General features: G+C 65.0%; 3 protein-coding genes (1 of these 3 running past the window's edge). 2 read left to right on the forward strand and 1 reads right to left on the reverse strand.

Features of this window, described 5'->3' with window-relative positions; genetic code table 11:
* Both OHB12_RS02500 and OHB12_RS02505 read left to right on the forward strand, forming a co-directional pair.
* On the forward strand, positions 1–12138 hold the end of the coding sequence (locus OHB12_RS02500) for an inositol monophosphatase family protein (RefSeq protein WP_327115748.1). 73788 nt of this gene lie to the left of the window's left edge; only the last 12138 of its 85926 coding nucleotides appear in the window; its start codon lies off the left edge, out of view; it ends in the stop codon at positions 12136–12138.
* Positions 12139–12255: 117 nt separating this feature from the next.
* Positions 12256–12501, forward strand: coding sequence for a helix-turn-helix domain-containing protein (locus tag OHB12_RS02505; protein WP_327115750.1), 246 nt, complete (start codon positions 12256–12258; stop codon positions 12499–12501).
* Here the strand turns inward: OHB12_RS02505 and OHB12_RS02510 are convergent.
* Entirely contained in the window at positions 12469–14118 is a 1650-nt protein-coding gene (locus tag OHB12_RS02510) for an IS1182 family transposase (RefSeq protein ID WP_327120843.1), read from the reverse strand. The two genes, OHB12_RS02505 and OHB12_RS02510, sit on opposite strands and share 33 nt — an antisense overlap.
* Positions 14119–14135: the final 17 nt, after the last annotated feature.

Raw genomic sequence — 14135 nt, forward strand, 5'->3', positions numbered from 1 at the left:
GGTTTCCGCGGTGAAGAAGGCGGCCACCAGCCCGGCCGGACGAATGTCGAATGGGTCGTCGACCCACTGGACGGCACAACGAACTTCATCGATGGCGTGCCCAGTTTCGCTGTCTCTATCGCCGCGGTGGTCGATGGCGTGCCGGTAGCCGGTGCGGTGGTCGATGTCATGACCGGCACCGTCTACTGCGCCGCAGAAGGGCATGGTGCGACCAAGCGGATCGGTACCGGTGATCCGGTTCCCTTGCGCACCAAGGATGCCCGGTCTTTGCATGGTGTCATCCCGTGGACCGGGTTCAGTACGAAGTCGGACGATAGACGGCGTCTGCAATGGCAGCTGCTGGGCTCGCAGTTGCATACCAACCCCGACCTGCGGCGGCTCGGCCCGGCCTCGCTCGACCTGTGCCGGGTCGCCGACGGGCAGAGCGCACTGTTCTACGAGCACGGCCTCAGCCCGTGGGATTGGGCCGCCGCGGCATTGATCGCGAAGGAGGCGGGTGCGTGGGTTATCACGCCCACTACCGATTCCGACGGCAGCGACGGTGCGACCACCATGGCATGTGCTCCGGGGATCGCCGCCGAGGTCGACCGCGAGTTCCGCCGCGCGGGGCACTGGGCCGGCATCCCCGCCTTCTCCGATCGAGAAGCCCCGGACGCCGGATATGACTGGCGCTCCCACGACCACGCTATTGCCCATCGTCCGCCGGTTCCCGACGCGACCGCAACATTCACGCCCCCGGAGTCGAGAACGGAGCAACTGACGCTCGCGGAGGATCCCGAATGTTACATCTACGGCGCCGAGGTGACCGAGGAGCTGACCGGACGGCCGGTCGATTGGCAGCGGATGCGGGCGGTCGGGAAGTTCCCCGCCCGCTACGCCGAGGCGTTGGTCGCCGACTGGCACCAGGACGAGATCACCTCACTCGACAAGTTCCATGACCTGGTGCGGGACACCGGTGCGACGGTCAACGTGGCCGTGCGTTTCGCCGGATTCTCCGAAAACGAGGTCGGTGCGCATCTGCTGGTCATGTATCGCGGTGCGGACGGCAACGTCTGGATCACCGAAAAAGTCGGTGGCACGATCCACACCTACCGGTATCCGCCACCATTGGGCGACAACGTCATCGGCATCTACGCCATCGTCATCAATGGTGACGGCTCTGCCGAGGTTTCCCTCGGCCCGGACCGAAAATCACGCGGTATCGCCGGTGTGACCATGCCGGATGCGCTGCTCGGTGCGCGGCCCGGTTCGTCGAAGGGGGTGCCGGCCGAGCCGGAGCCGCCGCCACGGACCGAAACAAGTGAGACACAGCGGATCCGGCCGCGTCGAGTTACTCCGAGGCGGCCGTCGGAGGGATCGGGCAGCGAATCAGCCAGCACCACAAAGACCCGTTTTGCGGAGCTGAAGGAGCATGCCCGTGTAAAGCCGAGGTACTTGAACGATTATCGCCGCAATCTGTTCGTCTTCCCCGATCGTTCGACTGTCGAGCGCGTGGAATGCGACAGTATCGAGAGTGCTGACGCGCAGGAGCTCTCAACACTGGTGGGGCGCACGATCGGCGCGACTACGCGACGTGTGGTCCGGGGCGGTTCCGATATCGTCTATGTCGAATCGCAGGGCGGCTACGAATACACACTGACCGGCATCCTGACTGACTTCCCCGCGGGCCGCAATCGGCACGTTCCCGAATACCCGGACAACGCGGCACCCGGCCTTCTTCGCGGGCTGTTCGATGTGCTGGTGGGTCACGAGCGGGCGTTCACGGAGAGCGCTGCGCTCAGCGAGTTCGAGCGCCTCTTCGTCGGGACGAGCGAGCACGTCAGGGGTCGCCGCTTGTTCATCGAAAACGGACTGAGCCGGGACTACTACAACGAGCTCGCGGAGAAGCTGGCGATGTTGGAGCCCGCGTTCGTCAAGCGCGGCCGCGGGGCGTGGTTCGACTCGATGATGAAGCGGTTCAAGAAGGCTCAGGCCCACGCGAGCAAGGAACAGGAGGGAGTGGAGGCGCCACAGCCATTGGTTCCAAGCCCCACCGACCCCTACGACTTCTTCGATCTGGCGGACGCCTATCGAGACGAGGCCGATTCCCGAATCGACACGGATTCCGACGACGCTGAATCCTGGACTGTGCACCCCGTTGTCGAGCCAATCGATGACGAGGACGGAGCAGTTCAGGGGCGTCGCCTCGATATGCCCGCCAGGTTCATGCCCGCCAGGTTCATACCTGCCAGGAAGGCGGGATGGGCGAGCATCGAGCAAGCCCGCGCCTGGTTCCGTTCCGGTCTCACCGGACTACTGCCGGAAGGCGTCGACAGCGGTCGTGTCGACGCGGCCGCCGATCTGTGCGCCGAAATGCTGGAGGCGTTGCGGGTAGCGAAGGTTCTGAAATCACACACGATCGAAATCTCGGTGCACAACGTCCACGGTGTCCCGACAGTTCGGGTGGCGGCCACGATTAAAAAGCCGTCCGATCTGGGTAATCCGGCAACAAGTGAGATGCTGCGCCGTCGCGCCTACCGCATGGATGCGGTGCATCTCCCTGATGGTGCACGGTTATGGTTCGACTACCAGCTCTCCGAACCTGCCACACCGCGGGTCGACATCATCGACACCGTTCCCGACGTCGACCCGAAACTGCGTGCCGTGATGGAGGGTTGGCGTGCCGTGATAGGGGACGGGGCGGAGGCGATCGAGGATTGGGACTGGAACGGGGCCGATATTCCCGTTCTCGTGGGAACAGCTCGCACCGAGACCGGTGAGATAAGTACAAGTCAGGTCCGGTTCCGGCTCGACCAGATTGTCAGCCGTGTGACGCGAGGCCACGACGGGACGGTCAACGGAGTAGATTTCACCCCCCGTGACGACGCCGAACTAATCCAGCGCTGGGCAGCGAAGCCGATTCGCTACGACCGCTTCACCTACCGGCCGAGCTACCCCCGACAACCCAGGGTGCACCCCCGGTTGGGAGGTCATCCGCCGTCCTACGATCTCCGGCTGCAGGCGCCGTCGGCAGGCTACGCGGAGGATCCGCTATTCATCGATATCCATGCGCATGCGTACCGGAACCAGTTCTTGATCGCGCTCGATTCCGGAGAACAAGTTTTCGTCGACGGTGCGACTTTCGGACTGCTGCTCGCGGCGGACACCCGCATGCGGCAAGCGCTGAATGCCGCACCAACAGGTGTGCTGAGGCTGCTGGCGGACAACACAGGCAGCGGGCGAGCGGCCAGGGCCGCTGTTACCTCGCTGCGTGCCGCCGGAATCGGCATCGATGTCTGGGCTCCGAACTCCAAGCTCGAGCTGCTGTTCGCTGACGTCGGCAAGGAGAGCGATCTCGGAATCCCCGTGAAGTTCGGGCCGGATGGCGCGATCAAACCCCTGTGGACGGTGTTCGCGGCCGGACCGCCACCACGTGAACGCTGGATTCTGCGCCAGCACCTGCGCCGGCTTCCTACCGTGCAACTGTTCGTCATCGAGAAGCTCTACCTGGATGACAAGCCCGTGACAGAGCATCAGGTGGCTCGGAAGCTCGGTGTCCCGGCGCGAGACGTCCAGGACTACGAGGCGCGGGCGCTCGCCGGTATCGACGAGTTCGAGAAGGCACTCGGCCTCCTGCCCGAGGGGTGGGCGGAAGAGATGCTGCGATTCACATGGAGCCGAACCGGTTGGCGCGGTATCGATCCCACGAAATCGGATATTCAAGCGACCGGATCGCAATGGCTGCCCACCGGGATCGGTGCCGAGTACCACGAAGGCGGCATTGCATCATTCGAGGACGCCTTCGACCGGGTATTGACGAGGGGCGGCGTGGTGAACGTCGTTGCTCGTGTGCCGGGCTCGACGGAGCCGCAGGAGCACGGTTGGTCCTTGTTCCTGAAGGGCGAGGGTGATGATCGCGAAGTGTGGGTGCACGAGCGGACCGCTGACCCCGCCCGGATTCCGGAATTCGCCGAAGATCTCGGCGGCGGGGTATGCGAGTACCGGTACGACGAGCGCACCGAGGCACAGTGGGGTGCGATGGGAGATGTGCTCGGGGCGATGGTGTTCACCGCCGAGGGCAACCCGCTCGCCTCCACCAACGCCGATGAATCCGGTGACACCCCAGCACCGGTGCTGAGCGATGTCGGCTTCGACGCCCACCTGCAGTTGCCAGGCGCGCCGATGATCTGCCTGATCGAGGCGGTCGACACAGCCGCCATATTGGCTCCCGACGCCGGAATCACGAAGGTTGATAAGAATTCGCCCGGACTGACCTCTCGCGGCGTGGGTTACGGCTGGATAGCTTCGGCGTTCCGTGGGGACTGGCACGGTGTCGACGAACCCGAACAATCCGGGGAATTCGACTCATTGGACGCGGTTGCCCAACATGTTCGTGACCATGGCGGGTTCGTGGTGCGCGCTACCCAATCGCCGGACCTGACCGCGCCGGACAAGGTCGGTTCGTACCTTGCTGTGGTGTACCGGGCGGGCGACTATCCGGGCCGGGACAACAGCCATCTGCCCGACGGCGATGACACGATCATGGTGCGCCAGACCGTGTTCAAGCGTGTCGATGGGCAGCTGCGGCCCGAGGTGAGCGATGTTCCGCATGTCTGGGGACAGCAGCTGCCGGAGGAATGGACCATCTTCGGCATCGTCTACAAACGTCAACCGGATACCGGGCAATTCGTGGCCGAGCACGGGCTTGCGCCGAATACCGCTTCGAAAGCGAAAGTCGGGTTGCATGCGCCGTGGGGGCGAGGTGGTGGACCGCTCGAGGGTGACCCCGATGGGCCGCCGTCCGAAACCATTGAGACACAGCGGATCCGGCCGCGCCGGGAGGCGGATGTTGGTGGGGGAGAAGGCGGGGCCGGCGGCGGTGGCGACCTGGACAGTCTCGATGCTGGCTTGCAAGCGGACCTCACCCGGGTGAACTCGGCGCGCAACACCTTCACCGGACGAGTGGCTAAAACCGAATTCATGTTCACGGAGGTGGGCTTCACAGAGCTCGAGGGTCCCGTTCTCGAGGTTCCAGTTGGCAAGTACCTCGAGGACCGTGACAAATATGAGGATGACAAAGACAAGTATGGCGAGTCCGCCTTCGGAGAGTTCGAATACGAGACAGCCGCGCCGGTGTTCTCGCCGTCAGGTACGGAATGGACTTCTGACCAGACGTGGCGCACCAGTGCGAACGTCGAGCAGGGCGTCGGTGTCGACGAGGCCGCGGCGAAAGTTCGCGGCTTGCCGGGGCCCGACCCGGAGATTATTGAGGCCGCGGCTGACCTGGCCAGGTCGGGGCTCACCGGCGTCACCGGCGATGTTGTCGCAACCCACAACCCTTCGGAGAAGACCACACTGATAACGGTGTCACGCGGCCCGGACTCCTCTCTGGAAGCGACGGCGACGGACACCGGCAAGTGGGAGCTGGATTGGATTGTGTCGCCGACTGATCCGGACATGCTCGATGCCGCCGCAGACCAGCTGGACGCGGTGGCCGGTCACCTGCCACGCACGCTGCGTGACGCTGTGCGCGGTCGGTTCGCTGGCCTGCAGCCCATACTGGAGGACATCCGCGCCACACGCCGGTCGTCGCGGCTGAGGGTGCGGGCTGTCGTCGATGGCGAGGGCGTGCGATGGAAGTGGTCCGACGGCGTCGGCGTCGACGGCTCAGCTGCGGCCGTCGGCTTGCGGTTGGGCGCGACCCGGTCGGCGTCGCCGGAGCAGCTGGCCGACTGGCTGGGACAGCTGGTTGCCGAGCATCGTCGCAATCCCCGCGTTCTCGATGCGGTGACGATGCTGCGGAGGCTTCTCTACGACGATGCGCACGAGCGCGGGGTGTACGCCGAGGTCGTCACCGGCCCGCACGGCCCGGCGTTACGAGTCGAGCTCGACTTCCGCCCCGGCGCAGTCACCGACGCGGATCGCGAGGCCGCAACGGCACAGTGGGCGGACCGCTCAGGTCCGGAACCAATCGAAGATCACGGAACCTTCGCCTGGTTCGAGTTCGATCTCGGTGAGCCAGGATCCCCGCGGGAACACCCGGCAGCTGCCGCCATGCGGGAGGACGAGGTCGGCTCGGCTTCCTCGTCCTCTGACATGGCGGCAGCTGCTGGCGTGCCTGCCGGCGAAGTTGAGCAGACGGATGAGCCCGGCGGCGATGCTGTTGCGCCGGAGGAGGGTTCGTCCTGGCGAGGAGCCGTTGAGCCTTACCCCAGCGATGAGACGCTGCTCGGCGGGGCGGCCACTATATGGCGGACGCGACGCGGCGGACCGCGCTATCCGTCCTCGCCCAGCGGGCGGCCGATGCGAGGCGGGACACATCCAGCCGGTGGTTTCCCATCCACCCCAGAAGAATTGCCGGATGATTCCGGGGACGGAACCAGAGCGTTCGAGGACCCCCCAGTGGCTTCCACCGATGACGGTTCACAGGGTGCGTCATGCCCCAACGGCTACACCGTCGATAAAGCCCTGGTCGTCGGAAGACGCATTCGTGCCAACGGTTTTGAGGGTCTAGAAGACATCGTCAACCAGGTTGCGTACCGCGCGATCGAGGATGGCTGGTCTGGCGACGAGACGCCGTGCGTCGAGGTCAACAGCGACGGGACGTCGTTGCTAGTGACCGTCGAGGGCTGCCAGCCGCGAGTCGTGCTGACCGCCTCTGGGCCCGCCGATGCTCGCAACATCCGAGTGGATACCACTGTGGCGCTGGCCGATTCGCTCGAAGCCCCGGAGACGATCGAAGATTTGGACGTGGTGGCGAAGATCGCCGATGACATCGCCGCGTACATCGCTGGTAAGCGGCGTCCAGATTCCAGAATGGACACCGCTGAGTCCGGCCAATTTGTCGGCCAAGAGATAAGGCGCATTCAGCAGCTGGCACCCGATCGCCCGGGATTTGTGGAACTCGAGGACGGCGACCAACTGACGATCGAGCTCCGCATAACCGGTCCCGATTCGGACCGTGCCATGACTGTCACTGTAGGGGCGGAAGCCACAGCCAAAGACTGGGCGACGAATTCGCGTGGGATCAGTCGACCCGACGCGACGGCGCCCGCTTTCGTTGTCGGGCCATCGGGTGAAATCGACATCGACGCATTGCACAGGTATCTCGAGCCCATCGAGAATATGCGCCCAAATGTTGAGGAACTGCTCGCGCAGATCCTGCGGGTCGCCGGTAGTGGCAGCATGACGATGGTGCCGACCGACGACGGCCACGGCAATGTCGTCGTCACCTTCGCTGATCGGCCCGACGCTCCGGCTTGGCTGGAGTTGAAGACAACCCGGGTCGCTGAATTCCGCATCGTGCGTACCGTGATCGACCCGACGTTCCGCGATATCGATCGGAGAGAGTTGGGTAGCGCGGTCAAGGAGTGGCTCGACGCACAGCCACAACTGGGTCGCAGTGAAATCAGTGATGCTGTAGACAAACTGAGTACCTACCTTGGGGATGGGTCGGCGGTTGTTCTGACGCTGGAGAGTGGCCACGTGACGGCGGCTCGCGAGCCGGGCACCGGCGGACTGCGTTCGAGGATCGGACAACGTCCCCGCCCGAACCGCTTCGGAGAATTCCCGCCCTTGTGGGCGGAGTACTGGCCGCGCGAACCAGCGCCGACCCCCGCCATTGCGCCCGCCACGCTCGAAGAGCTGAACGCGTTGTTCGAGGCTGGGCGGCAGGAACTCGCGGATGGGGACATCCGGGGTGCGGCGCGGAAGTTCACCGACGCCGTCGAAGAATGGTGGCGCGGGCTCGGTCCGGATGTGTACGGGCGTGAAGAATCGTCGCCGCAGGGCGCACTGACGCGAGCGCACCCGGAGCTGATCGCTCAACTCACCGGAATTCCCGATGAGGTCCTGGACTGCGCGAATCGACTGTGGGCCGCGAATGAGCTGCGACGGCTGGAAAAGCCGGGCGCCGATCTCAGCGTGGAGGATCAGCAGTGGCGGCGCGATTTGTGGTCGGTGTGGAAATCGCTGTGGCGCACTGAACAATTGACTGCATCGATGCATCCGGACGCGCTCGCCGCTATCGGCGGAATCCCTCCGGCGGTGCGGTTGGTGACGCTGCGGCCCGCTGACGGCCGCACACCTTTCCGCGCGGCGATCAGTGTAGGCAACCGTCAGCAGACCGAATCGGTGCCGTGGCTGGTGAATGGCAGTGCGACGACCAGCTCGAATCTCGATCCCACCTTGACGGCGGCGGTCGACCTCGTCGAGACGATGCTGCGAACCGACCCCGGCGCCGAGCCGGCGGCCGTAGCGTGGCTGACACATGAATCCCTCAGCAGCGCGGCTGTATCCGACTACCAGGCGGCGGTTCGGGCGGCGTGGGCCTTCCTCAGCGAGCTGACGGCATTCCATCGGCCACGGCAACGCGATTCGAGCGATCGACTGCACGTTGATCTGATCGGGGTGGGGCATGGTGCCCTGATCCTCGCCGCGGCCGCTGAGTACGGTCAGCCCATCGTGCCCGACGATGCGCTCGGGTCGGACGAGTTCTTCAAATTCGCTGACCTGAAGTCTGGGCTCGAGGGCGATTGCGACAACATAGTTCTCGTCGAGCCGGTCGGTGCGGGCAAGCTGAAGCATGCCGGCGAGTTCTATCCCGCTACCAAAGCCGACGTCGTACGGCTTCGGCTCGAAGAAGACAGCGACGCCGATAGCTCGGAACTGTTCGATGATTCCGATAACCGAGTGCGCAATGTGTTCGTAGTGCCTGCTGCTGGTGCCTCAGCGGGTGGTATCGGGACCATGTTCTCGGGTCTGCCCGAGCGTGGCGTTGGCATGAATCCAGCCGCCGATGCTTTCGACGCAGTCGCAGTCAAAACCCCGCCGCTGCGCGGGAAATCCGTGCAGCCTGATCCCCTGCGGCATCTGACACGCGATCCGTATACGCACGAGGCGTCGCCGGTACTCGCCAAGATCGCAGGAATAGCAACTGGTTTGGGTGAGTTGGTGTACACGCTCGAACCGCTATCCGGTGTGGCGGACACCTCGGCCGAGCCGCGTGCCACGAGCTGGTGGGCTGACGTCAGGGACCCTTATGAGGATGAAGCGGAGCTCGCCGGACAGGCGCTGAATCGTCTGAAGGTTCAACAAGGTGAATTGTTCGACCGCGGTGAATTCCGCGGTGCGCCTGGATTGACGCCCGATGCCGACGATTCCGTTGTGGCGATTCATCTGCGGGCGGCGTCGATCAAACAGTGGTGGAACTCGTTGTCGCGCAGCGAGAAAGACGCACTGATCGTCAGTGAGCCGTATCTGATCGGAAATGCGGACGGTGTCGACGACCCCGACCGGCACCCCGCGACTCTGCTAGCCATGAAACTGCGACGACGAGACTTGCAGGTTGCACTGTACAACGCAGCTGATCGGTACCGGCGAGTCCGGTTGGAGGCTGAAATAGCCCACCTGGATGAGGTTTGGGACGAGGTGAACCGCGCGGTCAACCAACCCGAGCTTCCGCACCCCGATGTGGCGCACCGCATGCAAAAGCCGAGAGCCATCGGCTACAACCACCTAACGCACAGCGTGCGGATGGTGTTCGGCGCCGATCGCGAAACCGCCGCCGCAGTGACCTGGATAGTGCACAACGAGAACGGGGACCTACCGCGCGCATTCGGTGCCGCGCGCAATCACAGCGAGAACACGATGCGACTGACCGGTTCTCCGGATACGGCCACCGTCGCCTGGTTCGGCATCGGTGAATCCGACCGCGCCGCAGAGCAACTCACGCGGAATCTGGCCGGCTTCGACGGATACCGCGAGGCAGCGAACACATCAGGTGACCCGCTGCCGAGAAAGGATGTGTTCGGCTATCGCGACGGCAACGTGACCGTCGCGCTGGCCGCCCGCGCTGACGGCCTGCCCGGCGTCACGCAAGTGCTGATGATCGCCCCGCCGCGCAGTCTTCCGGTCCGGCATGCCGACGAACTCGGCATGGGTGCCGGAAATGTTCTGGTGCAAGCGGCTTCCGCCGATGTGCGGGCTGCCCTGGCACCGGGAACGGCGCCGGCGGCCAGTGCCCCGGTGGATCCATTGAGCGCCGACTTCGGGGCCATCCGCGTCGACGCGGAACCCCGGAACCGGGTGTCCGAGGGGATGGTCGTCCCCTACTTCGACTACGAGGATCCGCGCACCAGGATTCCCACCGTCGCAGCGGAGAACGCCGCCCTCGTCACCGCTGGTCGGTCCAGCGAAGTCAGCACCGCTCCGCACCGCCTGCCGGACACCCGGCCGCGCTGGCAGCATCGTCTCCGTCGGGCACCCGCCGATCCGGCGGCAGATCCGCCCCGGAACGACTGCTGGTTCCACCAACTCCATAGGTTGCGCCGATTCGGTGTTCCCGTGGTGATTCCCGACGGCGAACCCGGCCTCAGCGGGATCGATGGCGAGGGCTACGAGGAGAACAACCTGGGTGGCCGATTCCAAGAAGTCGGAATCGACGAAGATTTCGCCGATTTGCCAGAGAGACATTTCGTGCTCATCCTCGACGATTATTACGGCAAGGCCGACGAGCACGGTGTCGGAGCCCATGTCTATATGGTTGCCCGCATCAACGGCGAACTCCGGGTATTCGACAACAGTTCGGGTATCGATCCGCGGAACATCGACATCCACACCGATACCTCGATACCGTTCGACCAAGCGGCGTTGTCGGCCCACGTGCGGGAGCGGTGGGTCATGTACTTCGAGCGGACTCCCGAAAGTCTCGATCCCGAAACCGAAACCGATCGCGAAACCCCGAAGTACCGTCCGACCCGGCCGATCGCGGAATTCCCGTCGGAGATCGCGGGCAGGACCAAGCGGATCGGTGCACCTTTCGAATCACGGTTCGTCGGTGAAAGCAACGAGGAGCCTGCGCAGTCGCTGCCCGAGGGTGTCCCGGGCCCGGTGTCGGCCTGGAACACGCCGGACTCACTCGAGCGTGATCCCACCGCGGCGAATTCGGAGGATCCCGACACGGTCGTCTTCGAAGTCACCGACGGCCGATTCGACCATGCGGATCTGACCGATGAGGTAGTGCGCCAACAGATCGGTGAATTGCTTCCGCCGGCGAGCCACGGCGCGGGCTTGCTCGCGACCGCTCGCCAGATCCTCGATCTGGTCGGCGGGCGTCCCGGCCGGTACTCGGTGGTCGTGCACCGGCTCGAGACGAACGGGACCCCGCACCTCGACGTCGACGTGCGGGCGGTGACTCCGTTCCCCGACTCCGTGCCAAACCGTGTCGCCGGCGACTTCCTGGCGTGGGGCGTACCGAGGGAGTACGGCACTTCGCGATTCTGGTTCCAGCGAGATCCAGCCGCCAACCTGCCGGACGCCGATGCGGCGGATGCCACCATCCCCAGTCCCGAATTCTGGGACTTCTCCAGCACGCCCGAAACAGTCCGTGAGATCGGCGGGATCCCGCACCGGGTGATCGGACCCGACCAGCTGGTGCCGGCCGCGGTGGACCTTCGTGCCCAGGAGCACCCCGACGGGTCACATCGTGAAGGTGCCGTTCCGCCGGTCCATCCGCACGACGAGGGCAATCCGAATACGTCACAGCCGGGTGGACGGAGGCGCCACCGGGAGCCTCCCGTACGGGGAGGGCACCATGCCCCGCACTCGGATGGCAATGCGGAATTCGACCGGCGGAACGAGACTTTGGATTGTGACGCGGAAAGATGGGCGTTGCTCACAGTGGTGCACGACCGGCTGCCGCACGTTGCCGAGCTGGCGATTCGCACCTTGACGTCCGTCGACGAACGAACGCGCGCTGAGCAACTGCTCGCCTCGACATCTGACACCCCGATTGGCCACGGGCACGACCGCGACATCATCAAGCGATTGGTCGACCGATTGACCGCAGGACGCCTTTCGACCAGCGGCGGGTCATTGGAAACCGTCCGCGCCGCGGCAGCCGATTCCACGAGTGACCTGTTCACCACCGACGATATCGCCGCCGTACTCCGATTGGGCTATCCGCATCTGCTTCGTGACGCCGTCGCCGACGACTCACGAACCGAATTCGAGCAGCAGATTGTGCAGTTGCTGATAGAGGAGAACGATCCCCTCGGCGCGCTGTTCGACAACACCGCACGCACACGTGACCAAACCCGTGCGATGTTCTACCGCGTCGTACGCGAACTAGTGCCGCTTCAAGGAAGGTTGCTTCGGTAACCGAGTGTCGGGTTGATCGTGGGTGGTCGGCCGGTGATGCTGCTGGCGGAGGTGATGCCGGTGGCTCGGAAACCGGAAGTGTTCGTGCGGTCGGTGACCCCGGAAGAGGGTCGGCGGTTGCAGCAGATCGCGCGGACGAGTAAGCAGCCGGTGCGGATGCGGCGCGCGATCGTGGTGATGGCCTCGGCTCAGGGACAGCCGGTGCCGCTGATCTGCCGGTTGATGCAGGTCTCGGAAGGCTATGTGCGCCAAGTGATCCACGATTTCAACGAGAAAGGGTTCGCGGCGCTGGACCCAAAATGGACACCGTTGGCGAATTCCGGCCCGCTGTCAGGCGGCGGGCCGGAGGGCTGCGAAATGTGACGTTCGGGTTGGAGCGAACGGCGTTGTCTCCCACCAGGTGTTGAGTCGGTTGAGGTTGAGTCCTGCTGCAGTCAGTAGGTGTTGAAGACTGGTCTTGGTCAGGCCGCGGTAGCGGGATCGGCGCAGACCGCAGGATCGGATGCCTTGGGCAATGGTGCCTTCCACGCCCGCGCGATGCTGGTAGCGCTGTTGCCACTGGTCGGTCTGCTGTTCGGCGCGAGCCAGCTGCAGGGCCTGGTGCTGGGCACGATGCCGAAGAGTCAGGCGCCGACCTGTGCTGGAGCGGGTGCAGTGTTCGCGTGCCGGGCACTGACGGCACTCTGCGCTGGGGAAACGCACCCTGATCACGGGTGTCCCGTCCTGGGAGCGGTCTGCTTTCCAGGAGTTGGAAACGGCGCCTTGCGGGCAGGTGACCTTCTCGTTCTCCCAGTCGATCGTGAAATCGGGCAGGGTGTAACCGCCGTCGGCTGTGGCTTGCCAGCCGGTCGGCGCCTTCGCCGGGCCGAGAAGTTCGACGCCGTGGTCTTGCTGCGCGGTGATGAGCAGGTCGGCATCGACGTATCCGGCATCAACCAGATGCACGTCGGGCAGCAGATCCCGCTCGGCGAGGCCGGCGTGGATCGCTGCGGTCATCGCCATGTCCGGAACCGGGGCTGCGGTGGTGGCGACGTGAGTGATCAAGTGCGGTGCGTCGGGCTCGCAGGTCTCGGTGAGGTGGACCTTGTAGCCGTTCCAGGACGCGTCGCGTTTGGTGCCGGTGCGAGCCTGCTCGTCATACGGCGAGCAGTAGCGGATCGCCGCCGGGGGCAGATCCTTCTTGTCCCGCCAGGCCACCGTCCCGTCGTCGATGACGTAGTACTGCTGCACCCAGACCCGACGCAGCAACTCCACCGCCGGAAGCTGCCGCAGCCAGGCGGGTGCCTTGCCGGCCGTGACCGCGCACAGCACAGTCATGCCGTCGGATCCGACCTGGTTCGCGTGGGCCGCCCGTGCGGCCCAGCGGCTCGGGAACCGGGTGTCTTCGCAGCGCGCGCTGTAGCGGTCGAACCAGTCGGGTTCGGCGATGCCGGCCAGCCAATCCGGTGCCGCGGCGGCGAGCGCGTTGAGCGCGGCACGCAGCGTCTCGGTCACGAACTGCAGCCGATTGAGGTCACGCACCGCGGCCAGCACATGCGTGGAGTCGGATCGCTGCCGGCCACCCGCCTTCAACAGCCCGGCTCGACGCGCCGCCTCCAGCACCGCATCGAGTACCCGCTGCTCCAGCCCGCCGACGATCAGCCGGGACCGGAACTCACTGAGCACCGAGTAATCGAAACCGGGATCGCTCAGCTCCAATCCCAGCGCGTACTTCCAGTCGATCCGGGACCGAACCGCTTGCGCGGCTCGACGATCGGAGAACCCTTCGGCGAACTGCAGCACCGACACCAACGCCAGCAACGCCGGCGAGATCGCGGGCTGACCGCGACGCGAGAACACCTGCGTGAACTCGTCATCGGAGAACACAGGCCCCAGAACGTCGCGCATCCGCATCGCCAGACAGCCCTCCGGGAAGACAGCCCGGGCAACCCGGGCCGTCTCCACCGGAACCACATCGCACCTACACGGACGCAACGACACCACGACCTCCACCAACC

This window comes from Nocardia sp. NBC_01730 (assembly GCF_035920445.1).
Lineage (GTDB): Bacteria > Actinomycetota > Actinomycetes > Mycobacteriales > Mycobacteriaceae > Nocardia.